Origin of the sequence: Nonomuraea sp. NPDC050227 (assembly GCF_044459705.1) — a bacterium.
Lineage (GTDB): Bacteria > Actinomycetota > Actinomycetes > Streptosporangiales > Streptosporangiaceae > Nonomuraea.
This window is the reverse complement of the sequence record NZ_JBITJF010000012.1, coordinates 385826-411132: the sequence shown is the minus strand read 5'-3', so window position 1 is coordinate 411132 and position 25307 is coordinate 385826. Positions and strand designations below refer to the sequence as shown.

Genomic DNA, 25307 nt, shown 5'->3' with positions numbered 1-25307 from the left:
GGAGGATGACGCAGTGCTGAAGGTGGCCGGTTTCTCCCCGTTCTTCACCGACGCCGCCACGCCGGTGGACTACTCGGCGGAGAACCTGTTCGTGGTGTCGGGCGTGCGCGAGGTGCTGCTGGTGGAGGAGGGCGCGGTCGACCTGTTCGCGGTGCGGCTGGAGGGCGGCCGTCCGGTCGGCCGGTGGCACTACCTGTGCCGGGTGCGGCAGGGCACGCTGCTGCCGGGCTCGCCCAAGGGGCCCAGGCACGGCATCGTGGGCCGTCCGGTGCTCGGCACCCGCGTGTCGCGTCTGCCGCTGGCCAGGCTGGGCGAGCTGTCGGGCACCAACCGGTCGGCGACGATGTCCACCGCCGAGTACGGGCTGGCCGTCCGGCAGTTCGTCCGCGGGCTGGAGGCGGGGATGATCGCGCTGGCCACCGCCCTGCGCGACGCGCTGCCGCCGCGCGAGTTCGTCCCGCTGCTGCCCGACGCGGTGACCGAGCTGCCCGCCGGGCGGGCCGCCCGGTCGGTGGACGGCGTGCGGTGGATGACGGTCGAGGCGGGCGCGGTCGAGATGCCCGACGGGGTGGCCGGCGTGCTGACCGCGGGCGCCGAGCTGGCGGTGACCGAGCGGGACTGGCTGGTCGCCGACGCGCCCGCCCGGCTGCGCGCCCGTTCGACCTGGCAGTTGCTGGCCGACGAGACGATCTGGGCCCGCTGGGTCGAGCACGCCATCCGCTTCCTCTACACCGTGGACCGCCGGGTCGAGCGGCGGCGGGCGCAGGAGCTGGAGGCGTTGCGGCGGCGCAAGGAACGCGAGGCCGGCACGACCCGGGCGGCCCGCCGCGGCTTCGACACGCTGGTCCGCGACACCGAGGCCAAGGTGCGCCTGGCCGACGTCACCGCCGACCCGCCGGCGCTGGCCGCGGCCAGGCTGGTGGCCTCGCACGGCGGGTTCACCGTGACCGCGCCGCCGCCCGGCCAGGCCCGCGGGGCCGATCCGCTGCAGGCCGTCGCGCTGGCCTCGGGGGTGCGCACGCGCTCGGTCCGGCTGGACGACGGCTGGTGGAAACACGACATCGGGCCCATGGTGGGCTACCGGTCCGACGACGGGACGCCGGTGGCCCTGCTGCCGATCGGCTCGCGGTACGTGGTGGCCCAGCCGGGCCACAGCCGGGTCACGCCGATCACCAAGGCGGTGGCCGCCACGCTGAGCGGCAAGGCCGAGGTGCTGTACCAGCCGCTGCCGCGCGAGGTGCGGACCGTGGCCGGGCTGCTGCGCTTCGGCCTGGCCCGCAACGGCCGCGACCTGTGGGTGCTGGCCTCCCTGGGCACGCTGGTGGCGGTCATCGGCCTGCTGGTGCCCGCGATGACCGGGCTGGTGCTGGGGACGTTCGTGCAGCGGGCCGAGCGCGACCTCATCGTGCAGGGCGCGGCGCTGGTGATCGGCGGCGCGCTGGTGGCGGGGGCGCTGTCGATCGTGCAGAACGTCGCGGCCCTGCGCGTCGAGGGCCGTTCGTCGGCCCGGGTGCAGGCGGGCGCGTGGACCCGGCTGCTGTCGCTGCCCGTCACGTTCTTCGGCCGGTACTCCACCGGCGAGCTGGGCACGACCGTGCTGGGCGTGAGCGCGGCGCAGGAGACGCTGTCGGGCGTGATGACGACGGCGACGCTCGGGCTGTTCGGCGGGCTGGCGAACCTGGCGCTGGTGTACTTCTACGACGTCGGCCTGGCGCTGCTGGCGACCCTGCTGGTGCTGGCCGGCGTGCTGGTGTGCGCGGTCGCCGGCTTCTTCGAGGTGCGCCTGCAACGCCGCCTGTACGAGCAGGAGCAGCGGCTGTCCTCGCGGGTGTTCCAGCTGCTGTCGGCGGTGCCCAAGCTGCGCGTGGCGGCCGCGGAGGACCAGGCGTTCGGCGTGTGGACGCGCGACTTCATGGCCACCAGGACCACCTCGGCCGCGGCCCGGCGGCTGCAGAACGTGGTGACCACCTTCAACGCCGGCTTCCCGCTGGTCTGCTCGGTCGTGATCTTCGCCGTGGCCGCCGGACCGCTGCGCGGGCAGCTCCCGATGAGCGCGTTCCTGGCCTTCTTCGCCGCGTTCAGCCTGCTCATCGCCTCGGTGTTGCAGTTCACGGGGGCGGCCATCACGGCCATGGGCGTCGTGCCGATGCTGGAGAAGCTGGCGCCGGTGCTGGAGGCCGAGCCGGAGGACCACGCGGGCAAGGCCGACCCCGGCGACCTGTCGGGCCGCGTCAGCCTGTCGCGGGTGTCCTTCCGCTACGGCGCGGACGGCCCCGCGGTGCTCACCGACATCGACCTGTCGATCGAGCCCGGCGAGTTCGTCGCGATCGTGGGCCCGACCGGCAGCGGGAAGTCCACCATCCTGCGCCTGCTGCTCGGCTTCGAGCAGCCCGACGTCGGCTCGGTCCTGTACGACGGCCAGGACCTGGGCGAGCTGGACCTCGGCGCGGTGCGCCGGCAGTGCGGCGTGGTGCTGCAGAACGGCGCGCTGCTGGCCGGCGACATCAGGCAGAACATCGTCGGCAGCACGAACCACACCGTCGACGACGCCTGGGAGGCGGCGGCGATGGCCGGCATCGCCGACGACATCACGGCCATGCCGATGGGCATGCACACCGTCCTGTCGGAGGGCACGAACACGCTCTCCGGCGGTCAGCGGCAGCGCATCATGATCGCCAGGGCGCTGGTCTCGCGGCCCCGCATCGTCTTCTTCGACGAGGCGACCAGCGCCCTGGACAACCCCGCCCAGAACGTCATCGCCGAGAGCACCCGGCGGCTCAACGCCACGCGCGTGGTCATCGCCCACCGGCTGTCCACCGTCCGGGACGCCGACAAGATCCTGGTGCTCGACGGCGGGCGCATCGTCCAGCAGGGCACCTACGACGAGCTGCTCGCCGAGGAGCAGGGGCTGTTCGCGCGGCTGGCGCGGCGGCAGATGTGAGCGCACGGGAGGAGCCGTCATGGAGTTCGCGCTGCTGATCCACGGGCCGGAACGGGCCTGGGCCGAGCTGTCCGAACAGGACCGCGCCGCGCTGTTCGGCGCCTATCTCGACTTCGGGCGGGAGCTGCGGGAGGCCGGCGTCACGGTGCTGTTCGGCGCGCGGCTGGCCCGCCCGGACGCGGCCGAGGGGGAGCCGCGCGAGGACGTCCGTCCCGAGCTGGGCGGCATGTGGATCCTCGACCTGCCGTCGGAGGAGGCGGCGCTGGAGTGGGCCGGGCGCCTGCCGTCCGGGCCGGGCGACCGGGTCGAGTTACGGCGCTGCGACCGTGGAAGGATGTCACGATAGTGCCAACCGGGGCTCTGCCCGCGCCCCACCACGCCTTTGGGGCAGAACCCACAGGGAGGTAGACGACTCATGGACTTCGTGCTGCTGATCCACGGCGACGAGATGCTCTGGGACGCCTTCAGCGAGAGCGAGCGGGAGCGGATGGCCGAGGCGCACCGCCAGTTCGGCCGGGCGATGGCGATGGCGGGGGTCAAGGTCAAGTACGGCGCGGGGCTGACCAGGTCCAGGGAGGGCAAGCTGGTCAGGCCCGACGGGCCCGCCGTCGACGGGCCGTACGCGGTCGGGCGGGAGCAGATCGGCGGCATCTGGGTCATCGAGGTCCAGTCGGCCGAGGAGGCCGAGTCGTGGGCGCGCAAGATGCCCTACGCGCCCGGTGACATCGTCGAGGTGCGCCCCTGCGACCCGGCCTCATGAAGGGCCGGGCCCCGGGCCGTCCTCAGTAGCGGGCTCTGCGGCTGAGCAGCACGCCCACGGCCAGGAACAGCAGGCCGGCGGCGCCGTACACGATGGCCAGCGAGGTCGCGGGCGGCTTCTCGCTGGCGTTCACGACGGCCAGCCCGAGGCCCACGATCGCGCTGATGTAGCTGAAGATCGCGATGAAGATCTTCCAGAACGGACTCATGACGTGCTTCCTTCCGATGGGTGCTGAGCCGGTCCGTACGGTGCGGTCCCGGCGACGACGAAGCCGAGCAGCATGACCCAGGCGTCCGGGTCGGCCAGGAAACGCCGCCAGCGGTCGGCGGCCAGGGCCAGCCCCGCCATCGGCAGCGCGCCCGAGGCGACGAGCGGCGCCAGGCGTTCGGGCCCCAGGTGCGGGGCGAAGGCCGCGGTGGGGTGGGTGTCGTTGGTGGTGGCGAACGGGCGCAGCACCACGTCGGCGAACCCGCCGCGGCGCAGCAGCCGGGTGAGCTTCCTGCCGATCTGCCGGTCGCCTCCGGCGCCGCGCTGGGCCTGCGCCATGGTGGCGTGCACGGAGGCCAGCTCCGGGTACATCGGATCGGCCAGCCCCCACAACATGCTGTCCACCTCGACGACCACGATCCGGCCGCCGGGACGCAGCACGCGCAGCGCCTCGGCCAGCATCGGCGCCGGATCGCCCACGTGCTGCAGTACGTACCGCAGCAGTACGCCGCCCACGCTGCCGGTACGCAACGGCAGCCGGGCGCCGTCGGCGGTGACCAGCGGCGCGCCGCAGCCGCCCGCGTTGCGCAGCAGGGCGGCGTCCACGTCGAGCGCGATGACCGGCAGCCCCGGCTCGGCGGCGCGCAGCCTGCGGGTGACCGCGCCGGACCCGGCGCCGAGCTCCAGCAGCGGGCCCTGGCCGGTCAGGCCGAGGTCGCGCATGATGCGCAGCTCCTCCTCGAAGGAGAGCGCCGCCTGGGCCTCCAGCCGGGCCAGCTCGCCCGCCACGCCTCCCCAGGTGGTGTTGGCGGCGTCGTAGGAGCCGGTCGCGGCCTGAGCACTCACCGGGGCACTCACCGGGGCGCTCACCGGGGCGCTCACCGGGGCCTCGGGGTCATCATCAGGCCGTGCCGGGGCCGCAGCGTGACCAGCGCCTCGGGCTCGACGGGGAAGCCCGGCACCAGCTCCATGCGCAGCCCGCGCAGGATCACCGCGAGCACGAGCGTGGCCTCGACCAGCGCGAAGTGCCGTCCGACGCAGATGCGCGGGCCGCCGCCGAAGGGCAGGTACTGGTGGCTGAGCAGCCGGGCGGCCCGGTCGGGGTCGAACCTCTCCGGCCGGTACGCATCCGGCTGCTCCCAGTACCTCGGATCCCGGTGCAGCACCCACGGGCTGACGCACACCAGCGACCCGGCCGGCACGTCGTAGCCGTCCAGCACGTCGTCGGCCGTCCCGCGGCGCGAGATCAGCCAGACCGGCGGGTAGAGCCGCATGGCCTCCTGGACGGCCTGCCGGCAGCGCCGCAGCCTGGGCAGGTCGGCGGCCGTGGGCGAGCGGCCGGCCAGCACCTCGTCGATCTCGGCGTGCACCGCCTCGGCCGCCGCCGGGTTGCGGTCGAGCAGGTAGAGCGTCCAGGTCAGCGACTTGGCGGTGGTCTCGTGCCCGGCCATGACGATGGTCAGCACCTGGTCGCGCAGGTCGGCGTCGGACATCGCGTGCCCCTCGGCCAGCATCGCGCCGAGCAGGTCGTCGCCCGCGCCGCCGGCCCGGCGGGCGGCGATGATGAGCCTGGTGACCCGGTCGAGGAAGGCCCGCGCGCGCAGGAAGCCGGCGTGCCGGGCGGCCGTGTCGGCCGGGTCGGGGTCGTCGCTGGGCACGTAGTGGCCGATGAAGCGGTTGACCGCGTCCACGGCGCGGCCGAAGCCCTCGCCCGCGACGCCGATGTCCGTGCCCAGCATGGCCTTCACGATCACGGTGAGGGTGAGCGAGGTCAGGTCGTGGTCGACGCGTACGGGCCGGCCGCCGGCCCAGTGCGCCACCAGGTTCTCGGCCGCCTCCACGATGACCCGGTCGAACCGGCCCACCTCGGCGGGCCTGAACGCGGGCGCGCACATCCTGCGCTGGGCCGCCCACTCGGCGCCGTCGCTGGTCAGCAGGCCGTTGCCGAGCAGGGGGCGGAGCATGTCGTCGTCCGGCGTGCGTTCCTTGGTGTAGGCGGCGCCGTTCTCCTTCAGCACGTGCCTGGCCAGGTCGGGGCGGTTGAGCATGTAGACCGGCTCGCCGTCGGCGTCGTGGCGGGTGACGTCGCCGAGGGCCGCCATGGCGGTGACGAACTCCAGCGGAGCGTCGCGCATGGCCCTCAGGCTCTGGGTTCCGGCGGGTCCCGGCGGCACCCGGGGGGATACGTACGTCCCGGACATGGGTTCTCCCGATGGCTTACGCAGACGAATATTCTCGATACGCATTTCCGGCCATCGAATACGTATATCGCTTCGTATTGTTCCGGTCGGCGTATTTGCAGAGTACCTTTTAAGCAGAGGGCTCTCAATACTTAATCCAGGGCCCCGGAAATTAAGTCTAGGCACTGCGAATTCGGCTGTGTAAGACTCCGTTCCGAGACGGCGCACCGCGCCGAAGGGGAAAAGCTCCAGGAGGACGCAATGGCCCTGAACCCCAGAGAGCGGACCGAATTCGTCAACGCCTACACGCGAGTCCTGATCACCGCGTGGTCGAGCGAGGAATTCTCGGCGAAGCTGGACAGCAACCCTCGTGAGGCGCTGGCCGAGGCCGGCCTCGAGGTTCCCGCGGGCGCCCAGATCAACCTCGTGCGCAATGTTCCCGACGGCCACCACGACACGAACCTCGACGTGCAGGTCTCGCTGTGGGAGCGCGGGCTGGAGACGGGGACGTTCGAGTTCCACATCCCCGAGACGCCGCAGATCGACATGGCCGAGCTGAGCGAGGGCGACCTCGACTCGATCGCGGCCGGCGACGTCAACTGCTGCTGCTGCCCCTGCTGCTGCTGCACCTGACGCCGGGAGCCACGCACGCCAAGAGGAGGTAGAGGAGATCATGTCCGACGACCAGGCGAACCCCATCCACGTACGGGGGCTGCGCAAGCAGTACGGTCCCGCTCTCATCCTGCAGGGTGTGGACCTGGACGTTCGTCCCGGAGAGGTGTTCGCCTTACTCGGGCCCAACGGCGCGGGCAAGACGACCACGGTCGAGATCCTCGAAGGCGTGCGCAGGCGTTCGGGCGGCGACGTGCGAGTCCTCGGCCGTGACCCGGCCGAGGACGCCCCGCAGTGGCGGGCGCGGCTCGGCATCGTGCCGCAGACGACGGGCGCCTACGCGGACCTGACCGTCCGCGAGGTCGTCGAGCACTTCGCCGCCTTCTACCCCGCGCCGCTGCCCGCGGCGCAGGTGATCGACATGGTGGGCCTCGGCGCCAAGGAACGCAAGCAGGCCCAGACGCTCTCGGGCGGCCAGCTGCGCCGCCTGGACGTGGCCGTCGGCGTCGTCGGCGACCCCGACCTGATCTTCCTCGACGAGCCGACCACCGGGCTGGACCCGGAGGCCCGGATGGAGGCGTGGGACCTGGTCCGCTTCTTCGCCGACCAGGGCAAGACGACCGTGCTGACCACCCACTACCTCGACGAGGTGGAGGCGCTGGCGCAGCGCGCGGCCGTGATCGTGGCCGGCCGGATCGTCGAGACCGGGCCGGTGAGCGAGCTGGGCGGACGGCGCGACACGCCCGCCGCGGTGAGCTTCACCCTCACCCCCGAGCTGAGCGCGGCCGACCTGCCGGACCTGCCCGCGGGCACCGCGCTCGACCCGTCCTGCACGCCCGGCGTGCCCGGCGGCACGCTCACGCTGCTCACCCACACGCCCACGCGGGCCCTGGCCGCGCTGCTGCCCTGGGCCGCCCGCGCGGGCGCCGACGAGCTGCCCGACCTGCGCGTCCACCGGCCCACGCTGGAGGACGTCTACCTCAAGCTGATCCGCGAGAACCAGGGAGCCCAGGCATGACCAGCTCGAACGCGATCGTGGCCGAGCAGGGCCGTCCCGTGCGCGCGTCGGGCGGCGGGTCGGGGCTGTGGCGGGCGTCGGCGGCCCGTTCGTCGGTGGAGCTGAAGTCGTTCTTCCGCAACCGGCAGTCGTTGTTCTTCACGCTGCTGCTGCCGATCGTGCTGCTGCTGGTGCTCGGCTCGATCTTCTCCGGCACGGTCCCCGGCACCCACACCGACTTCAAGCAGATGTTCGTGGCCGGGATCATCGCCTGCGGCATCATGAGCGTCAGCTTCAACGGCCTGGCCATCAACATCGCGATCGAGCGGGACAACGGCATGATCCGCCGCCTGGCCTCCTCGCCGATGCCGAAGACGGCGTACTTCGTCGGCAAGATCGTCCGGGTGGTGGTGACCGGGGTGCTGGAGGCGGCGATCCTGCTGGGCGTCGGCGTCGCGCTGTTCCGCCTGCCGCTGCCGCCGGACGCCGGACACTGGCTGACCTTCGCCTGGGTGCTGCTGCTCGGGGCGACGTCCTGCTCGCTGCTGGCGGTGGCCTTCAGCGCGATCATCCCCAACGCCCGCTCGGCCGCGGCGATCGTCACGCTGCCGTTCCTGGTGCTGCAGTTCATCTCCGGGGTGTTCTTCCCCTACAGCGAACTGCCGGCGTGGATGCAGAGCCTGGCGGCGTTCTTCCCGCTGAAGTGGATGACGCAGGGCCTGCGCTCGGTGTTCCTGCCGGCCGACTTCGCGGTGGTGGAGCCCGCCGGCGCGTGGGAGCTGGGCAGGACCGCCGCGGTGCTGGGCGGCTGGTGCCTGGCGGCGCTGCTGCTGAGCCTGCTGACCTTCCGCTGGCGCGGCGCCAACGTCCGCTGACCGGGGAAGGGGCTCAGATGGCGAGGGTGAAGCCGGTCAGCCTCCTGGGCACCAGGCCCGGCGCCCAGGCGGGCGGCTTCCCCGTGCGGCGCAGCCCGGGATACCGCTCCAGCAGCCCGCTCAGCAGCAGCCCGCCGGCCTGCCTGACCAGCGGCGCGCCCAGGCAGAGATGGGTGCCCGCGCCGAAGGCCAGATGGGGGTTGGGCGACCGGGTGACCAGCAGCTCGTCGGGCCGGTCGAACACCGCCGGATCGCGGTTGGCCGCCCCGACCAGGGCCAGCACCCTCGCCCCCGCCGGGATCAGGCCGCCGTCCAGCGGGACCGCCTCGGTGGTCACCCGGGCGGTGAACGGGATCGGCGACTCCAGCCGCAGCAGCTCGTCGACGGCCTGCTCGGCCACCTGCGGGCCGCCGTCCCTGATCAGGCCTGCGGCCTCTTCGCGCGGCAGCAGCCAGTGGAGGGCGTTGCCCACCATCTCGGCCAGCGGCTTCCATCCGCCGACTACCGTGAGCGCGGCGATGCCGAGCATCTCGGCCCTGGTCAGCCGGTCGTCGGCGGCCAGCCGCCCGAACGGCGAGCCGCCCGGCCCGTTCCCGGCGGCCTCGGCGGCGGCGTCGGCGCGCTCGCCGAGGAAGCGGGTGAGCTCGCCCATCGCGGCCCGCCCGGCCGCGGCGGCCTGCGGCCCGGCCAGCGGGTCGAGGTTGACCGACACGCGGGCGGCCAGCCCGGCGAAGGCCGGCACGTCGGCGGCCGGCAGGCCGAACAGCCTGGCCAGCACGCCGGTGGCCAGCGGCTCGCCGAGGTCGGCGGTGGCCTCGATCTCCTCCCGGCCGGCCAGCCCGTCGAGCACCGCGCCGATGCCGGCCTCGATGTCGCCGGCGATGCCGCGGATCGCGGCCGGGCCCATCAGCAGCGCGCCGGGCGAGCGCAGGCGCTGGTGCTCGGGGGGATCGGTGGTCAGCATCGACGGCGGCAGCTCGTCGTCCCTGACCCGCTCCCGCTGCCCGAGCGCGGCCGAGAAGCGCGGGTCGCGCAGCGCGAGCGCGCAGTCGGCGTGCGCGGTCAGCAGCCACATGCGCGAGGTGACGTCGAAGTGCACGGGATCGTGCTCGCGCAGCCAGCGGTACGCCGGATACGGGTCGAGCCGCCCGCGAGGAGAGAACGGGTGCGGCAGGTGGCCGGGCAGCGTGCGGGGTGCCGTCATGGCGTCTCCTCGTGATCAGGCCGAGGACAAACTACTACAGAGGATGTGCCGGTGGCAGAGCTTGACGTCGTCGTGATCGGCGCCGGGGTGAGCGGGCTGGCGGCGGCCGCGCGGCTGGCCGCCGCCGGGCTGGCGGTCACGGTGCTGGAGGCCAGGGAGCGGGTGGGCGGCCGGATCCGCACCCACCGGCCGACCCTGCTGGAGCTGGGCGCGCAGGTCATCCACGGCGACCGCAACCCGATCGCGGCGCTGCCCGGCCTGGAGGCGCCCGTGCCGGTGCCGCGGCGCGCGGCCCGGGTGCTGCTGCCCGGCGGGCCGCGCCCGCTGACCGCGCTGCGGCCCACGCCGCCGCTGCTGGAGGAGCGGCTGACGTCCGGCGCGGCCCGGGAGCCGCTGCGCCGCCTGGCGGGGGCGAGCCCCTGGGACGTGCCGGTCGCGACGTGGCTCAAGGAGGAGACGGCGCAGTGCCCGCAGGCCCTGGAGCCGGCGGCGGAATGGTTCAGGCAGAACTGGGCGGCCGAGCCGGAGGCGCTGAGCGCGCCCGCGCTGGCCGCGCTGCGCCGGGCCGACCGGTCCGGGCGGGGCGAGTTCGCGCTGCCCGGCGGTTTCGACCGGCTGCCCGCGCGGCTGGCCGAGGGGTTGCGGGTGCGGCTCGGCGACGCGGTCGTCCGCCTGGCCTGGACGCCGGGCCGGGTGCGGGCGCTGACCGCCGCGGGGCGCGTGGAGAGCGCCGCCGCCGCCGTGGTGACCGTGCCGCCGCCGGTGGTCGCCGAGGGACGGCTCGTGCTGGACGACCTGCCCGTGCGCAAGCAGGCGGCGGCCTACGAGCTGCGGCCCGGCGACGCCTGGTGCGGGCTGGCCGCCTATCCAGTGGCCGCCCCCGAGTCCGTCGTGGTCTTCGACGCCGGCGGCCGTCTGGGATTCGTCAGCACGACCGCCGGGCGGCCCGAGGTGCTGGTGATGGCCAAGGGACGGGCCGCGGCGGCGGCCCGGAGCGCGTGGGCCGAGCCGGGCGGCCTGGCCGCGCTGCTGGCCCGCGCCCTGCCGTGGACGCGGGGGCTGAACCCGGAGGTGGTGGTGTCCGACTGGGGCGCCGACCCGTGGGCGGGCGGCGCGTACACCTACCCGGGCGTGGGGACGTTGTGGGCGTCCCCGGCCTGGGCCGAGCCGCTGGGCGGGACGGTCTTCTTCGCCGGGGAGGCCACCGTCGGCCTGTCCGGCCCGCCCATGGCGCACATGGCGATGGCCAGCGGGGAGCGCGCGGCCACAGAGGTGATTGGGGCGCTGGAGAGATGACGGCCGGAAACGGGGAGCTCCACGGCGGGTGGTTCCTGCTCGCCCTCGACGACGAGATCGGCCCGGGGCTCACCCCGCTGCGGCTGGGTGGCGCGCGCCTGATGGCCGTGCGCGACGGCGAGCGGATCCGGGTGTTCGAGGCCACCTGCCCCCACCGGGGCGCCCATCTGGCCTACGGCGGCAAGCTGGACGGCGACTGCGTGATCTGCCCCTTCCACGGCAAGCGCGTCTCGCTGGGCGGGTCCGGCCGCCGCTGGTCGGTGGGCGAGCTGCGGACGCTGCGGGCCGGGGCGGCGCTGTTCGCCCGGCTGTCCGGCGACCCCGGCGACGACCGCGGCTTCGAGCAGGCGATCAAGCAGGCGGCCGAGGACCTGGTGATCGTGGCGGCGGTGAACCAGCCGGTGACGGTCCCGGCGGAGTACGTCGTCGAGAACGCCTTCGACGCCCAGCATTTCAGCACCGTCCACCTGGTGCCCTCGGTGCGCGGCATGCGGGTCAGCATGGGCGGGCACGACGAGCTGGTCATCGAGGGCGAGTTCCGGACCAAGGCGCCGCCGTGGGAGCGGGAGCGGCGGCTCGACTTCGCCTCCCGGTTCGTGGCCCGCGCCTACAGCCCGCACCTCGTGGTGACCGAGCTGGGCACGGAGTCGGCGCCGTACACGATCGTCACGGGCGCGGTGCCGGACGGGACGGGCTGCGTGGGACGGGTGGCCATCGGCGTGCGGCCGGACCAGCGGGACTCGCTGCCGGCGCTCGTGCACGGCGCCCGCTACGCCTTCGACCAGGACCGCGTCGTCTGGGACCACCTGGACACCGGCGCCCCGCAGCGGCTGGACGCCGGCGACACCCCGGTCATCGCCTTCCGCCGCTTCTGCCAGGGCTTCGCCCCCGTCCCCGCCTCCGCCTCCGCCTCCGCCGGAGCGTCCTCATGAGCCTGTACGTGCGCTCGACCGGCGAGGGCCGGGCCGTGTTGTGGATCCACGGCTACACGATGGACGCCTCGGTCTGGGAGCCGCTGTGGAACCTGCTGCCCGGCTGGCGGCACGTCGGCGTGGACCTGCCGGGACACGGGCGGTCCGGGCCGCTGCGGCCGGGCACGTCGCTGCCCGCGCTGGCGGCCGAGCTGGCCGGGCTGGCCAGGGCGGAGTCGGCCACGCTGGTGGTGGCCGAGTCGATCGGCTCGATGATCGCGCTGCAGCTGGCCGTCGACCATCCCGATGACGTGCGCGGGCTGATCGTCGGCTCCCCGACCATCGCCGGCGCGCCTCCCGAGCCGGGCACCGCCGAGCGTTACCGGGCGCTGGCCGGGCTGGCCCGGATGGGCGCGGACGGCGAGCAGCTCGCCGACCTGTGGATGTCCTCGCCGCCGGACATCTTCCGCGGCACCGAGGACCATCCCGGGCTGCGGGCCAGGCTGCGGGCGATCGTGGCCCGGCACTCGTGGCGGGAGCTGCGCGACGGCGCGATGCACGGGCTGAGCAGGCACGTCCACACGGTGGAGGACCTGCGCGGCATCCGGGCGCGCACGCTGGTCGTCGTGGGCGACCGGGACATGCCGACGTTCCGGGCCGGCGCGGCGCTGCTGCGCGAGTCGGTCCCCCGGTGCCGCACGGTCACCGTCCCCGGCGCTGGGCACCTGTGCCTGATCGAGCGGCCCGAGGTCGTGGCGCCGCTCGTCGCCGCGCACCTGCGGCTGTCGGCCCTGGACGCGCACGAAGCCGACGATGTGGACGATGTGGACGATGTGGACGAGGAGGCCGGGCGTGCCGATTCACGAGCACTATGAGCCGGGCGAGCCGTGCTGGGTGGACTACGGGGCGCTCGACCCGGCCGGCGCGCGGGCCTTCTACGGGGAGCTGTTCGGCTGGACCTTCCGCGAGGAGGGCGGCTACTCCTTCGTCGAGCTGGGCGGCCAGGTCGTGGCCGGTTTCGGCCGGGTGCCGCCGGGCCTGCCCGCCTCCTGGAACACCTACCTGGCGGCCCCGGACGCGGACGCCGTGGCCGTACGGGTGAAGGAGCTGGGCGGCGGCGTCGTCTTCGGCCCGATGGCGGCCGGCCAGGACGGGCGCGTGCTGTTCGCGACCGACCCGGCGGGGGCGGCCGTCGGCTTCTGGGAGGGGCACCGGCCGGCCGGGATCGTGCTGGCCGGCGAGCCGGGCACGTGGTGCGCCCACGAGCTGTGGTCGGCCGGGGCCGGGTTCTACCGGGACCTGCTCGGCGTCGCGCCCGAGGTCCGCGAGGGGACGGGGGCGCGGCCGCAGTGGATGACGTTCTTCGCGACCGCCGACCGCGCCGCGACCGCCGCGGCGGCGGCCCGGCTGGGCGCCACGACCGCCCCCGGGCATCCCCGGGCGACGATCGTGCGCGACCCGTGGGGGGCCCTATTCGCGCTGACGTGACCGGCCGGACAGCACGAAGAACAGGGCCACGAGGACGGCGCCGGCGATGACGACCACCGAGCCGACCGTCTTGCCGATCAGGAAGGCCACGACCACCGCGGCGGCGTAGACCAGGGGAACGACCAGCCGGAGGTTCAATCCCATGCGCGCTCCTTGCAGAAAGACGGAACGGAACTCAGACGCATCATCGAACAGGCCGGGCCGGCGGTCCAGAATAACGCCGGAATATACGTATCGGCCTACGTATTGGGCCCCGCACGCCGGGCCCGTCACTGCGTAATACGTATCGATTATCGGAAGGGCTCGCGATGACCAAGGTATTAGTGATCGGCGGCGGCCCGGCGGGCTCGATCGCCGCGACGCTGCTGGCCCGCAACGGAATGGACGTCCGGCTCCTGGAACGCGAACGTTTCCCGCGTTACCACATCGGCGAGTCCGTCTCGCCGTCCTGCCGGACGATCATCGACTACGCCGGGGCGCACGAGAAGATCGAGGAGCGCGGCTATCCCGTCAAGGAGGGCCTGCTGCTGCGCTGGGGCGCCGAGCGCGACTGGACGGTGAACTGGGCGGCCACGTTCGGCCCCGAGGTGCGCTCCTGGCAGGTGGACCGGGACGACTTCGACCAGGTGCTGCTGGACCACGCCGCCTCGCAGGGCGTCGAGGTGATCCAGCAGGCCAGGGTCAGGCGGGTGCTGTTCGAGGACGGCCGCGCCCGCGCCGCCGAGTGGGACCGCGGCCTGGAGCGCTTCGATCACGTGGTCGACGCCTCCGGACGCGCCGGGGTACTGTCGGCGCAGCACTTCCGTGACCGACGCCCGCACGACGTCTTCAGGAACGTCGCCATCTGGGGCTACTACCAGGGCGGCGAGCTCCTTCCCGACACGCCGGGCGGCGGCATCAACGTGATCTCCTCACCGGAAGGGTGGTACTGGGTGATCCCGCTGCGCGGCGAGGTGTTCAGCGTCGGCTTCGTCACCCACCAGACCCGCTTCCTGGAGCGGCGTGCCCACTACCGGTCGCCGGAGGAGATGTTCCACGCGGTGGTGGCCGAGTCGCCGACCGTGGCGGGGCTGATCGGCAGGTTCACCGGCCCGGTGCGCGTCGAGCAGGACTTCTCGTACGTGGCCGACTCCTTCTGCGGCCCCGGCTACCGCATCGCCGGCGACGCCGCCTGCTTCCTGGACCCGCTGCTGTCGACCGGCGTGCACCTGGCCATGTACAGCGCCCTGCTGGCCGCGGCCTCGATCACGGCCACCGAACGCGGCGAGGTGAGCGAGCAGGAGGCCCTGGGCTTCTACGAGTCCCTGTACCGCAACGCCTACCAGCGGCTGCTGACCATGGTCTCCTCGGTCTACCGGCAGTACCGCGGCCGGGCCAGCTACTTCTGGCTGGCCCAGCACCTGATCAGGGGCGGGACGTCCGACCACGCGTTCGCCGCGATCACGGCCGGGCTGTCCGACCTGACCGACGCCACCACCGCCGGCGGCACCGCGCCGATGAGCGAGCTGGTGACCGCCGCCCACGACGCGGGGCTGCGCGCCCTGCGCAACGTCACGCCCGCCGGCAGCACCCTGGCCCCCATGCGCATGGACGCCAACGACCTGTACGACGCCGCCACCGGCCTCTACCTGACCGCTCACCCCCGGCTCGGCATCAGCCGCTCACTGACGAGGACGCCTTGATGAAGTCACTGCTCCGCCTGCTCCTGCCACTCGCCTTACTGGCGACCCTGCTCTCCCCCGCCCCGGCGACGGCCGCCCGGACGCCCGCCTCGGCCGCGGGCGGGCAGGCGTCCGCCGGGCAGGCGGAGGCCATGCGGCGGCTGTCGTTCATGATCGGCACGTGGGCGGGGGCGGGCTGGACCGTCACGCCCTCCGGCACCCGGCAGGAGTTCCTGCAGACCGAGCGGGTGCGCTGGCAGGCGGGCGACCTGGTGATCTCGGTCGAGGGTCAGGGCCGCGACAAGGCGGACCCGCGCACGATCGTGGACAGCGCCCTGGCGGTGATCAACTACTCCGAGGCGACCGGCCAGTACCGCTGGGAGGCGTTCTCGCGCGGCTACGTCACCACGGTGGTGCCGGTGGTCGGCGACGACACCTTCGAGTGGAGCCTCCAGACGCCCGCCTACACCAGCCGCTACACGCTGACGTTCACCGGCACCACCTGGCACGAGATCGGCGAGACCACCGTGGACGGCGGCCAGACCTGGCACCAGAACTTCCAGATGGACCTGCGCCGGCTCTACTGACCCCTGCACACACTTGTACAAATGTAACACTGAGCGAAAATTTGGTAGCAATGCGTGCATAGTCGCAGTTCAGCCGGGTACCGCGACTCCATGAGCTCCTCGTTTTGGAGGAAACCGTGGACATCAATATTGGCCAAGGCCTGACGGACGCCTGGCGACAGGTCGCGACGTTCGTGCCCAGGCTGGTCGCGTTCCTGGTGATCCTGATCATCGGGTGGATCGTGGCGAAGGCGCTGCAGAAGCTCGTGGACAAGATCCTCGACCGCGTCGGGTTCGAACGGGCGGTACACCGCAGCGGCGTGCAGCGCTGGCTCGAAAGCAGCCGGTACGACGCCAGCGGGCTGCTCGCCAAGCTCGTCTACTACGCGATCCTGCTGATCACCCTGCAGGTCGCCTTCAGCGTCTTCGGGCCCAACCCGATCTCGGCGCTGCTCAACGGGGTGGTGGGCTGGCTGCCCAAGGCCGTGGTCGCCATCGTGATCATCGTGATCGCCGGGGCGATCGCCCGGGCCGTCCGGGACCTCGTCGACGGCGCGCTCGGCGGGCTGTCCTACGGGCGCTGGCTCGGCATCGCGGCGGCCGTCTTCATCTGGGCGCTGGGCATCATCGCCGCGCTCAACCAGATCGGCGTCGCCACGACCGTCACGACCCCGGTGCTCATCACCGTGCTCGCCACCATCGGCGCGATCATCGCCATCGGCCTCGGCGGCGGGCTCGTCCGTCCGATGCAGCAGCGCTGGGAGCGCTGGATCGGCCGGATCGAGGCGGAGGCGCCGCAGGCCAGGGCGCACGCCGAGGCGTACCAGCGGGGGCGTGAGGACGCCCGCTCGATGGCCCGGCCCGCCGAACCGGCCCGCACCACACCCGGCGCGCCCGGCACGACCGGCACCACCGGCCCGACCGGCCCGACCATGGGCCCGAGCGGCGGGACGACCGGCGGGGCGACCCGCGCGGACCTCCCGCCGGAGAGCTGAGCTCCGTGTGGCCGGGACAAGCGCCCGGCCACGCGGACCCCTCACGGCCGGACAGTCGGCCGGGGCGGGACGTCCGGCGCAGGCTCAGGCGGGTTCGGCCAGGAAGCCCTGTTCGCGGGCGAGCCAGCAGACCGCCGTCAGCCGCAGCGCGGGCGCGTCGTGGTCGCCGCTGAAGATCCAGCCGCGGTGGCGCAGCTCGTCGAGGAAGCCCAGCAGATAGTCGCCGAGGGTCTCGCGGTCGAGCGGGATCGCGTCACGCAGCAGCGCCGCGTGCTGATCCACGGCCGCGACCAGCGCCGGCTCGCGTTCCATCCTGGCGAGCTGGGCATGGCCCAGCGTGTCCATCAACCACCGCAGGGGCGCATGCGCCCAGCCCTCCTCGAAAACCACGCGCCAACTTTAAGGCATCGCCCGAGGTCAGCCCGCCTGGGGGGCGGGTGCCGTGGTCAGTCGTGCGGTCGGTCGAAGGGCAGTCCGACGTAGTTCTCCGCCAGCGTGGTCGCCGCCGCCTCCGAGGAGGTGACGTAGTCCAGGTAGGACGTCTGGAGCCGCCGCCCGTACGGGTCGTCCTCGTCGAAGGTGTGCAGCAGCGTCGTCATCCACCACGAGAAGTGCTGCGCCCGCCACACCCGCTTCAGGCACGCCGCCGAGTAGCCGTCGAGCAGCTCCGGCGAGCCGTGCTCGAAGAACGCCGCCAGCGCCTCGGTCAGCACCCGGACGTCGGCCACGGCCAGGTTCAGCCCCTTGGCGCCGGTCGGCGGCACGATGTGGGCGGCGTCCCCGGCCAGGTAGAGCCGCCCGTACTGCATGGGCTCGGCGACGAAGGAGCGCATCGGCGTGACGCCCTTCTCGATGATCTCGCCCGTGGTCAGCTCGAAGCCCGGGACGGTCTCCAGGCGGGCCTTCAGCTCGGCCCAGACCCGCTCGTCGGGCCACTGCGCCACGTCGGCGTCGGCCGGGACCTGCAGGTAGAAGCGGCTGACCGTGGGCGAGCGCATGCTGTGCAGCGCGAAGCCGCGCTCGGTCCTGGCGTAGATCAGCTCCTCCGACGACGGCGCCACCTCGGCCAGGACGCCGAGCCAGGCGAAGGGGTACTCCCGCTCGAACACCTCCAGGACCCCGTCCGGGACGCTCGGCCGCGAGACGCCGTGGAAGCCGTCGCACCCGGCGATCACGTCGCAGTCGAGCCGCTCGCCGCCGAAGGTGAGGTACGGCTCGGACTCCGGCGAGTGCACCTCGACGTCCTCGACCTCGAACCGCAGGTCGCCGCCCGCCGCCAGCCGGGCCGCGATCAGGTCCTTGACGACCTCCTGCTGCCCGTAGACGGTGATGGCCCGGCCGGGGACGAGCTTGTCGAAGGCGATGCGGTGGCCCGCGCCGCCGTACCGCAGCTCGATGCCGTGGTGCGGCAGGCCCTCGCGCAGCAGGCGCGCGCCGACGCCCGCCTCGACGAGCGTGTCCACCGTGCCCTGCTCCAGGACGCCCGCGCGGACCCGCCGCTCGACGTAGGCGCGGCTGCGCTTCTCCAGCACCACCGAGGAGATGCCGCGCAGGTGGAGCAGATGAGACAGCAGCAGGCCCGCGGGGCCCGCGCCGATGATCCCGACCTGAGTTCGCATGAGGGAAGTCTGCTGCCTGCCGGCCCTCGGAGCCGAGTAGCCTCTTCCACTGAGTGGAAGATGTGCGCAGGAGTGTGGTCATGTCCGGAGGAGCCCGGCGTCCCGGGCAGACGGTGACGTCCAAGGTGCTGGCCATCCTGGGGGCGTTCGACGCGGCCCATCCGCAGCTCACGCTGACCGACCTGGCCAGGCGGAGCGGGGTGCCGCTGAGCACGGCCCACCGGCTGGTGGCCGAGCTGGAGGAGTGGCAGGCGCTCAGCCGCTCCCCCGACGGGCGGCTACGGGTGGGGCTGCGGCTGTGGGAGCTCGGCCAGCTCGCGCCCGGCAGCCTCCAGGGCCGCGCGCACCCCTGGCTCCAGGAGCTGTTCGCCACCACCGGCGAGAACGTGCACCTCGCCGTCCGCGACGGCCTGGAGGTCCTGTACGTGGACAAGGTGTACGGCAGGCGGGCCGTGCCCATCGTCTCGCGCACGGGCGGGCGGTTGCCGATGCACCCGACCGGGGTGGGCAAGGCGCTGCTGGCCTTCGAGCCGGAGTGGTTCGTGCAGGCGTACCTGGCCCGGGCGCTCGAACGGCCCACGCCGCACACCGTCACCGAGCCGGGCCGGCTGGCCAGGGAGCTGGCGGCGGTGCGGGCGCAGGGCTACGCGCTGACGCACGAGGAGATGACGCTCGGCTCGTGCTCGGCGGCCGCGCCGGTCGTCGTGGACGGGCGGGCGGTGGCCGCCGTGGGGATCGTGCTGGCCTCGCGGCGCGCCCGCGAGCTGCCCCGGCTGGTGGACCCGCTGCTGGAGACCGCCGCCCGGATCGCCGCCGCCTGCCGGGCCCCCTGACCGGCCGCCGGACGGCGGTCAGTCGGTGAACTTCTGGATGCGGTCCTTGAACAGGGTGGTCGCGATGGCCGCCTTGTGCGGCTGCCCCTTCAGGAACGCCTGGGCGAAGCTCTTGGCCTGGTCGTAGGAGACCTTGCCGGGCATGGGCGGCTCGTTCGGGTTGACGTCCACGTCCACCAGGGCGGGGCCGTCGTGGGCGAGCGCCTGCCTGATCGCCGCGGCCACGTCCCCGGACTTGGTGACCTTGGCGCCGAACCCGCCGCATGCCCTGGCCCAGACCGAGTAGTCGGCCTCCGGCTGGGCGAAGCGCACGCCGTGCTCGGGGTAGCCGAGGACCATCTGCTCCCACAGGATCTGGCCGAGCGAGTTGTTGTTGTTGATGACGACCTTGACCGGCAGCCGGTGCTGGGCGGCGGTCAGGAACTCGGCCATCAGCATCGCGAAGCCGCCGTCGCCGACGTAGGCGATGACCTGCCGGCCGGGGAAGGCGTGCTGCATGGCGATGGCGTACGGCAGGCCGGGCGCCATCGTGGCCAGCGTGCCCGACAGGTAGAACTCGCGCCCGCCGCGGATGGTCCAGTGGCGGGCGGCCCAGGTGGCGATCGTGCCGCTGTCGCAGGTCAGGATGGCGTCGTCGGCGGCCAGGTCGTCCAGGACGGACATGGCGTACTGGGGGGCGATCGGGTCCCTGTCGGGGTTCTCCAGGCTGTCCATGTCGGAGCGCCACTTGGCCATGAGCTTCTGGTACTTGGCCAGGTGTCCGTCGCCGCCGCGCCGGGTGAGCAGCGGCAGCAGCTCGCGCAGGCCCTCCTTGGCGTCGCACACCACGGGCACGTCGGTCGGCACCCGCGCCCCGGCCCTGGTCGGCTCGGCCTCGAACTGCACCACCCGCGCCTTGCCCGGCTCGGGGAGGAACTTCGAGTAGGGGAAGTTCGTGCCGATCATGAACAGGACGTCGGCCTCGTCCATCAGCTCCTCGCTCGGCTTGGTGCCGAGCAGCCCGATCCCGCCCGTCGTGTACGGCGAGTCGTCCGGGACGACCGCCTTGCCGGGCAGCGTCTTGACCACCGGCGCGCCCAGCGCCTCGGCCACGGCCAGCACCTCCTGCCGGGCGTGCAGCGCGCCCTGCCCGGCCAGGATGGCGGGCCGTTCGGCGGCGTTGAGCACCTCGGCGGCGCGCGCCAGGTCCTCCCGGCGCGGCAGCCCCGGGGGCCGCAGGTAGATCGGCGCGGTCTCCGGCGCGCGCACCGGCGCGACCGTCCGGTACGGGTCCTCCCCCGCGTCGGCCACCTGGATGTCGTTGGGCAGCGTGAGATGGGCGACGCCGCGCCGCGCGTAGGCCGTCCGGACGGCCAGGTCCACCAGCGAGGGCAGCTGGGCCGGGTTGGTGATCATCATGTTGTACTCGGCCACGTCGGCGAACAGCTTGTCGAGGTGGACCTCCTGCTGGTAGCCGGTGCCGAGCACGGCGGTCTCCTGCATGCCGGTGATGGCCAGCACGGGGACGTGGTCGAGCTTGGCGTCGTAGAGGCCGTTGAGCAGGTGGATGCCGCCGGGGCCGGAGGTGGCCAGGCAGACGCCGATCCGTCCCGTGGCCTTGGCGTAGCCGGTGGCCATGAAGGCGGCGGCCTCCTCGTGGTGCACCAGCACGAACCGCACCCGATCACGATGACGGCGCAGCCCCTCCATGATGCCGTTGATGCCGTCGCCCGGCAGGCCGAAGACGGTGTCCACGCCCCACTCGGCGAGCCGTTCGATCAGGGATTCGGATGCGATACGAGCCATATTGGCGGCTCTACCCCGCACCGCCGTCCACAGACCTCGTCACGAAAATCATTGTCATCTCTGGGGATTCGCGGGTATGGACCCGGCATGCGCATTCTGGTCACAGGAGCCACCGGCACCCTCGGCAGGGCCCTCGTGCCCGTCCTGCTCAAGGCGGGACATCGAGTACGGGCGCTCAGCCGTACCCGGCACGAGGACCGCGGGGGCGTGGAGTGGGTGTGGGGCGATCTGGCCTCGGGCAAGGGCGTCGCCGAGGCCGTCCGGCAGGTCGAGGCCGTCGCGCACCTGGCCACCGGCGGCCGACAGGGCCGCGCCCAGGTGGACCTGGCCGGCACCCGCACGCTGACCGCGGCGGCCCGCGCGGCCGGGGCCTCGCACGTGCTGCTGCCCTCGATCGCCGGCGCGGACCGCGCGCCCGGCCACCGCCACAAGCTGGAGGCCGAACGGCTGGTCAGGGAGAGCGGCATGGCCTGGACGGTCGTTCGCGCCACCCCGTTCCACCAGTCGGTGGACCGGCTGCTGCGCGACCTGGCGGCGCTGCCCGTGCTGCCCATGGACCGCTCGCTGCTGTGGCAGCCGGTGCACGTGGACGACGTCGCCGGCCGTCTGGCCGCGCTGCTGGCCGGCGGCCCGGCCTGCGCCGTCCTCGAGTACGGCGGCCCGCAGGTCCTCGGCACCGAGGAGCTGACCAGGACCTGGCTGGACGCCCGCCGCCTGCGCCGCCTGTGCCTGCCGGTGCGCATCCCGGGCAGGCTGGCCGCCGCGCAGCGCGCGGGCGCGTTCACCACCGAGGCCGACCCCAAGGGCCGGATCACCTGGCACGATTACCTGTTCCCGCCGCCGCCCGTGCCCTCGGACGACTTCGCCGAGGAGCACACCGCCTCGCCGACCAGCCCGGCCACGCAGCCCGAGCGGGACCCGTCGGTGCGCGTCTACGGCGGCGACGAGGGCTACCAGCGGCCGACGCGCGGCTGACCCGCGGCCGATCCGCAGCCGATCCGCGCCGTCCCGCGGCTGGGACCGGTTACCGATTCGTTAGGCACCCCCCTCTTGCTGGGCTTTCTCCGCCGTCGGTACCGTCACTGAACAACTTGTTCAGCCTGACCGATCGAGAGGTTCGATGACGGACCTGGGCACCCGCATCCGGGTCTACCGAGGCATGCGCGGCATGACCGTGCGCGCCCTGGCCGGCGAGGCCAAGGCGAGCCCCAGCTTCATCAGCCAGCTCGAACGCGGGCAGACCAGCGCGAGCATCGGCATGCTGCGCAGGATCGCCTCCGCGCTCGGCATCACCGTGGCCGACCTGTTCAACGAGGACGACGAGCCCGCCCACCGCGTGGTGCGCCGCGCCGAGCGTCCCGAGCTGGCCACCGCGCCGGGCACCCGCAAGTTCCTGATCTCCCAGCGCCCGCTGCGCACTGTGGAGATGTACGCCGGCGAGTTCGACCCCGGCGCCTCCACCGGCGACGAGCCGTACACGCACGGCGACTCGCAGGAGATCTTCCTCGTGCTGCGCGGCAGCCTCACGCTCTGGCTGGGCCCGGCCGGGTCCGCCGCCGCGCACCCGCTGGGGCCCGGCGACAGCGTGGAGTACCGCACATCGGTCCCGCACCGGGTGGTCAACGACGGCGACGAGACCGCCGAGGTGCTCTGGGTGATCAGCCCGCCCACCCCGTCCGCCGGGGACAGAGCGGATGGGGAATCAGCGGAGGGGCACGTAGCAGCCGTGGAGGCAGAACAGTCATGACAGGCATCCCGCTCACCGACGACTACGCCAACGGGGGCGTCTCGTTCTGGTACCGGCAGATCGGCCTGCCCGCCAGGCGGCCCGCGCTGCCCGGCTCCCGCGAGTACGACGTGGCGATCGTCGGCGGCGGCTACACCGGCCTGTGGACGGCGTACTACCTGAAGAAGGCCCAGCCCGACCTGCGGATCGCGATCCTGGAGAAGGAGTTCGCCGGGTTCGGCGCCTCCGGGCGCAACGGCGGCTGGCTGTCGGCCGAGTTCGCCGGCTCCCGCGAGCGGCACGCCCAGGCCCGCGGCCGGCAGGCCATGATCGACCTTCAGCACGCCATGTTCCGCGCGGTGGACGAGGTCATCGACGTCACCCGCGCCGAGGGCATCGACGCCGACGTGCACAAGGGCGGTCTGGTGCACGTGGCGACCAACCCGGCCCAGCGGCGGCGGCTCCGCGAGGAGGTCGCCGACCTGCGCTCCTGGGGCTACGGCGAGGACGACATGCGGCTGATGGACCGCGACGAGCAGCGCGAACGCCTCCAGGTGGCGGGCACGCTGGAGGCCGCGTACTCGCCGCACTGCGCCCGCGTGCAGCCGGCCAAGCTCGCCGTCGGCCTGGCCTCGGCCGTGGCCGCGCTGGGCGTGGACGTCTTCGAGGGCACGACGGTGACCGAGATCCGGCCGCGCGTGGGCGGCGGCAAGGCGACCGCGCACACGCCGCTCGGCGTCGTCTCGGCCGACTACGTCATCCGCGCCACCGAGGGCTTCACCGCGTCACTGGCCGGGCAGCACCGGCAGTGGCTGCCGATGAACAGCTCGATGATCGTCACCGAGCCGCTGCCCGCCGAGGTGTGGAAGCACATCGGCTGGGCCGGGCACGAGCTGCTCGGCGACCAGGCCCACGCCTACGTCTACGCCCAGCGCACGGCCGACGACCGGATCGCGATCGGCGGGCGTGGGGTGCCGTACCGGTTCGGGTCGCGTACCGACCGCCGGGGGGCCACCCAGGCGCGGACGGTGGCGCTGCTGTGGCGGATGCTGGTGAAGCTCTTCCCGGCGGCGGCCGACGCGCGGGTGCAGCACTCGTGGTGCGGCGTACTCGGCGTGCCGCGCGACTGGTGCTCGACCGTGCACCTCGACCACGCGAGCGGGCTGGGCTGGGCCGGCGGTTACGTCGGCAGCGGCGTCACCACCACGAACCTGGCCGGGCGCACGCTGCGCGACCTGGTGCTGCGGCGGGACACCGAGCTGACGGCGCTGCCGTGGGTGGGCCGGCAGGTGCGGCAGTGGGAGCCGGAGCCGCTGCGGTGGGCGGGCGTGCAGCTCATCTACACGCTGTTCCGGGCCGCCGACCGCCACGAGAACGACCGCGGCACCGGCACCTCGCTGTACGCCCGCCTCGGCAACCTCGTCTCCGGCCGCTGACCCGCCCCACCGGACCGGTCAGGGGCCGCCGGCGCCCTGCCAGGGGTCGTAGTCGACCTCCAGCGGCTCCTGCGCCGGCCGCTCGCCCTCCGGCACGTGCTGGAGGTTGACCCGGATCCGGTACCACACGCTGCTGCGCCCGCGCATGCCGTCGACCAGCACGTCGGCGGGCTCCAGCAGGGCCGCGACCGCGGGGTGGCGGGCCTTCCAGCGGTCGAGCCCGGCCAGGGCCTCCTCCTTGTGCTGGGCCCTGGCGATCTCGATGACCGGCATGGTCTGCTGCCTGCGCCCGCTGCCCTTGGGCGGCTTGGGCGCGGGCCCGAGCTCCTCGGCCAGCTCCAGCAGGCCGTCGAGCGAGCCGGCGTGCAGGTCCATGTCCTCCCACGGGTCGCCGAGCTCGGCCAGCCGCTTCGGCACGCTGTCGACGGTGAACTCCTCGGGCCGGCAGCCGGGCACCTCCTCCCAGCTCAGCGGGGTGGACACGCGGGCGTCGGGCACCGCCCGCACCGAGTACGCCGAGGCCACCGTGCGGTCGTAGGCGTTCTGGTTGAAGTCGACGAACACGCCGTGGCGCTCCTCCTTCCACCACCGGCTGGTCGCCAGGTCGGGGGCCCGCCGCTCGACCTCGCGCGCCACGGTCTCGGCCGCCTTGCGCACCTGGGCGAACGACCACCGCCGGTCGATCCGGGCATAGACATGGAAGCCCCGCGACCCGGACGTCTTGGGCCAGGCGACCAGCCCGTGGTCGGCCAGCACCTCGCGCGCCACCTGCGCGGTCGCCAGCACGTCGGCCCACCCGACGCCCGGGACGGGGTCGAGGTCGATGCGCAGCTCGTCGGGCCTGGCCAGGTCGTCGGCGCGGACCGGATGGGGGTTGAGGTCGACGCAGCCGAGGTTGACCACCCAGAGCAACTGCGCCAGATCGGTGCAGACCACCTCTTCGGCGCTCAGCCCGGACCGGTAGCGCAGCTCGGCCACCTCGATCCAGTCGGGCCGCTTGGCCGGCGCGCGCTTCTGGAAGAACGCCTCCTGCTCGATGCCGTGGACGAACCGCTTGAGCACCATCGGCCGCCCGTGCACGCCGCGCAGCGCCGCCTCGCCGACCGCCTGGTAGAACCGGATCAGGTCGAGCTTGGTGTGGCCGGACTGCGGGAAGACCACCTTGTCGGGGCTGGTGACGCGGACGGAACGGCCCGCGACCTCGATGTCAGGCAT

Annotated in this window: 26 protein-coding genes; 17 read left to right on the top strand and 9 right to left on the bottom strand. The window is 73.5% G+C overall.

Features of this window, described 5'->3' with window-relative positions:
* Positions 1-13 precede the first annotated feature (13 nt).
* From ACIBK9_RS39635 to ACIBK9_RS39625, 3 genes are all read left to right on the top strand, one after another.
* Positions 14-2941 carry an NHLP bacteriocin export ABC transporter permease/ATPase subunit gene (locus tag ACIBK9_RS39635; protein WP_397163949.1) on the top strand — a complete coding sequence of 976 codons (2928 nt, stop codon included), beginning with the start codon at positions 14-16 and terminating at the stop codon, positions 2939-2941.
* 19 nt (positions 2942-2960) lie between these two features.
* The gene (locus ACIBK9_RS39630) at positions 2961-3287 is read left to right on the top strand and encodes a YciI family protein (RefSeq protein WP_397163948.1); all 327 of its coding nucleotides are present in this window, start codon (positions 2961-2963) and stop codon (positions 3285-3287) included.
* A 69-nt stretch (positions 3288-3356) separates the two neighbouring features.
* Positions 3357-3701: a YciI family protein gene (locus tag ACIBK9_RS39625; protein WP_352356825.1), complete on the top strand. Its 345-nt coding sequence runs from the start codon at positions 3357-3359 to the stop codon at positions 3699-3701.
* A gap of 22 nt (positions 3702-3723) precedes the next feature.
* Here ACIBK9_RS39625 and ACIBK9_RS39620 read toward each other — a convergent pair whose 3' ends face one another.
* The 3 genes from ACIBK9_RS39620 to ACIBK9_RS39610 are packed head-to-tail and all read right to left on the bottom strand — an operon-like array spanning position 3724 to position 6043.
* Entirely contained in the window at positions 3724-3909 is a 186-nt protein-coding gene (locus tag ACIBK9_RS39620; protein ID WP_189646391.1) for a hypothetical protein, read from the bottom strand.
* Positions 3906-4754 (bottom strand): methyltransferase domain-containing protein, encoded by an 849-nt coding sequence (locus tag ACIBK9_RS39615; protein ID WP_352356827.1) that lies wholly within the window; start codon positions 4752-4754, stop codon positions 3906-3908. Before ACIBK9_RS39615 ends, ACIBK9_RS39620 begins: the two co-directional genes overlap by 4 nt.
* Positions 4755-4786: 32 nt before the next feature.
* A complete protein-coding gene (locus ACIBK9_RS39610) occupies positions 4787-6043 on the bottom strand; it encodes a cytochrome P450 (RefSeq protein ID WP_387664730.1) in 1257 nt (418 codons plus the stop codon).
* A 306-nt stretch (positions 6044-6349) separates the two neighbouring features.
* Between ACIBK9_RS39610 and ACIBK9_RS39605 the strand changes: the two genes are divergently transcribed.
* From ACIBK9_RS39605 to ACIBK9_RS39595, 3 genes are read left to right on the top strand one after another with little or no spacing between them, the layout of a single operon-like run.
* A complete protein-coding gene (locus tag ACIBK9_RS39605; RefSeq protein WP_358285393.1) occupies positions 6350-6721 on the top strand; it encodes a hypothetical protein in 372 nt (123 codons plus the stop codon).
* A gap of 40 nt (positions 6722-6761) precedes the next feature.
* Positions 6762-7718 (top strand): ABC transporter ATP-binding protein, encoded by a 957-nt coding sequence (locus ACIBK9_RS39600; protein ID WP_358285392.1) that lies wholly within the window; start codon positions 6762-6764, stop codon positions 7716-7718.
* Positions 7715-8572, top strand: coding sequence for an ABC transporter permease (locus ACIBK9_RS39595; protein WP_358285390.1), 858 nt, complete (start codon positions 7715-7717; stop codon positions 8570-8572). The genes ACIBK9_RS39600 and ACIBK9_RS39595 overlap by 4 nt, the downstream gene beginning before the upstream one ends.
* Before the next feature lie 13 nt (positions 8573-8585).
* On the opposite strand, the gene ACIBK9_RS39590 is transcribed toward ACIBK9_RS39595, so the two are convergent.
* Positions 8586-9776 carry a cytochrome P450 gene (locus ACIBK9_RS39590; protein ID WP_397163946.1) on the bottom strand — a complete coding sequence of 397 codons (1191 nt, stop codon included), beginning with the start codon at positions 9774-9776 and terminating at the stop codon, positions 8586-8588.
* A 51-nt stretch (positions 9777-9827) separates the two neighbouring features.
* Here ACIBK9_RS39590 and ACIBK9_RS39585 point away from each other — a divergent pair, with 51 nt between their 5' ends.
* From ACIBK9_RS39585 to ACIBK9_RS39570, 4 genes are read left to right on the top strand one after another with little or no spacing between them, the layout of a single operon-like run.
* Positions 9828-11072, top strand: a complete 1245-nt coding sequence (locus tag ACIBK9_RS39585) for a flavin monoamine oxidase family protein (RefSeq protein ID WP_397163944.1) — start codon at positions 9828-9830, stop codon at positions 11070-11072.
* Positions 11069-12004 carry a Rieske 2Fe-2S domain-containing protein gene (locus ACIBK9_RS39580; RefSeq protein ID WP_358285383.1) on the top strand — a complete coding sequence of 312 codons (936 nt, stop codon included), beginning with the start codon at positions 11069-11071 and terminating at the stop codon, positions 12002-12004. Before ACIBK9_RS39585 ends, ACIBK9_RS39580 begins: the two co-directional genes overlap by 4 nt.
* Positions 12001-12858, top strand: coding sequence for an alpha/beta fold hydrolase (locus ACIBK9_RS39575; protein ID WP_397163942.1), 858 nt, complete (start codon positions 12001-12003; stop codon positions 12856-12858). The genes ACIBK9_RS39580 and ACIBK9_RS39575 overlap by 4 nt, the downstream gene beginning before the upstream one ends.
* Positions 12836-13471 carry a VOC family protein gene (locus tag ACIBK9_RS39570; protein ID WP_397163940.1) on the top strand — a complete coding sequence of 212 codons (636 nt, stop codon included), beginning with the start codon at positions 12836-12838 and terminating at the stop codon, positions 13469-13471. Before ACIBK9_RS39575 ends, ACIBK9_RS39570 begins: the two co-directional genes overlap by 23 nt.
* Here ACIBK9_RS39570 and ACIBK9_RS39565 read toward each other — a convergent pair.
* Positions 13454-13615, bottom strand: a complete 162-nt coding sequence (locus ACIBK9_RS39565) for a hypothetical protein (protein WP_352329725.1) — start codon at positions 13613-13615, stop codon at positions 13454-13456. The genes ACIBK9_RS39570 and ACIBK9_RS39565 overlap by 18 nt on opposite strands.
* A gap of 164 nt (positions 13616-13779) precedes the next feature.
* Here ACIBK9_RS39565 and ACIBK9_RS39560 point away from each other — a divergent pair, with 164 nt between their 5' ends.
* From ACIBK9_RS39560 to ACIBK9_RS39550, 3 genes are all read left to right on the top strand, one after another.
* On the top strand, positions 13780-15153 hold the full coding sequence (locus tag ACIBK9_RS39560) for an NAD(P)/FAD-dependent oxidoreductase (protein ID WP_387664712.1): 1374 nt from the start codon (positions 13780-13782) through the stop codon (positions 15151-15153).
* Positions 15153-15719: a hypothetical protein gene (locus tag ACIBK9_RS39555; RefSeq protein WP_397163938.1), complete on the top strand. Its 567-nt coding sequence runs from the start codon at positions 15153-15155 to the stop codon at positions 15717-15719. The genes ACIBK9_RS39560 and ACIBK9_RS39555 overlap by 1 nt, the downstream gene beginning before the upstream one ends.
* Before the next feature lie 122 nt (positions 15720-15841).
* Positions 15842-16693, top strand: coding sequence for a hypothetical protein (locus ACIBK9_RS39550; RefSeq protein ID WP_397163970.1), 852 nt, complete (start codon positions 15842-15844; stop codon positions 16691-16693).
* Between the two features lie 84 nt (positions 16694-16777).
* On the opposite strand, the gene ACIBK9_RS39545 is transcribed toward ACIBK9_RS39550, so the two are convergent.
* Entirely contained in the window at positions 16778-17083 is a 306-nt protein-coding gene (locus ACIBK9_RS39545; RefSeq protein WP_387664708.1) for a DUF6401 family natural product biosynthesis protein, read from the bottom strand.
* Positions 17084-17139: 56 nt separating this feature from the next.
* Positions 17140-18312 carry a 4-hydroxybenzoate 3-monooxygenase gene (locus ACIBK9_RS39540; RefSeq protein ID WP_397163936.1) on the bottom strand — a complete coding sequence of 391 codons (1173 nt, stop codon included), beginning with the start codon at positions 18310-18312 and terminating at the stop codon, positions 17140-17142.
* An 80-nt stretch (positions 18313-18392) separates the two neighbouring features.
* Here ACIBK9_RS39540 and ACIBK9_RS39535 point away from each other — a divergent pair, with 80 nt between their 5' ends.
* Entirely contained in the window at positions 18393-19145 is a 753-nt protein-coding gene (locus ACIBK9_RS39535; RefSeq protein WP_352356857.1) for an IclR family transcriptional regulator, read from the top strand.
* Between the two features lie 18 nt (positions 19146-19163).
* Here the strand turns inward: ACIBK9_RS39535 and ACIBK9_RS39530 are convergent, their stop codons facing one another.
* Positions 19164-20930 carry a thiamine pyrophosphate-dependent enzyme gene (locus ACIBK9_RS39530; protein WP_387664702.1) on the bottom strand — a complete coding sequence of 589 codons (1767 nt, stop codon included), beginning with the start codon at positions 20928-20930 and terminating at the stop codon, positions 19164-19166.
* Positions 20931-21017: 87 nt separating this feature from the next.
* Here ACIBK9_RS39530 and ACIBK9_RS39525 point away from each other — a divergent pair, with 87 nt between their 5' ends.
* The 3 genes from ACIBK9_RS39525 to ACIBK9_RS39515 all read left to right on the top strand — a co-directional run bounded on the left by ACIBK9_RS39525 (position 21018) and on the right by ACIBK9_RS39515 (position 24092).
* Positions 21018-21905, top strand: a complete 888-nt coding sequence (locus ACIBK9_RS39525; RefSeq protein ID WP_397163934.1) for an SDR family oxidoreductase — start codon at positions 21018-21020, stop codon at positions 21903-21905.
* A 145-nt stretch (positions 21906-22050) separates the two neighbouring features.
* A complete protein-coding gene (locus tag ACIBK9_RS39520) occupies positions 22051-22677 on the top strand; it encodes a cupin domain-containing protein (protein ID WP_352356863.1) in 627 nt (208 codons plus the stop codon).
* A complete protein-coding gene (locus ACIBK9_RS39515; RefSeq protein WP_397163932.1) occupies positions 22674-24092 on the top strand; it encodes an NAD(P)/FAD-dependent oxidoreductase in 1419 nt (472 codons plus the stop codon). The genes ACIBK9_RS39520 and ACIBK9_RS39515 overlap by 4 nt, the downstream gene beginning before the upstream one ends.
* A gap of 18 nt (positions 24093-24110) precedes the next feature.
* On the opposite strand, the gene ligD is transcribed toward ACIBK9_RS39515, so the two are convergent.
* A complete protein-coding gene (gene ligD, locus ACIBK9_RS39510) occupies positions 24111-25307 on the bottom strand; it encodes a non-homologous end-joining DNA ligase (RefSeq protein ID WP_397163930.1) in 1197 nt (398 codons plus the stop codon).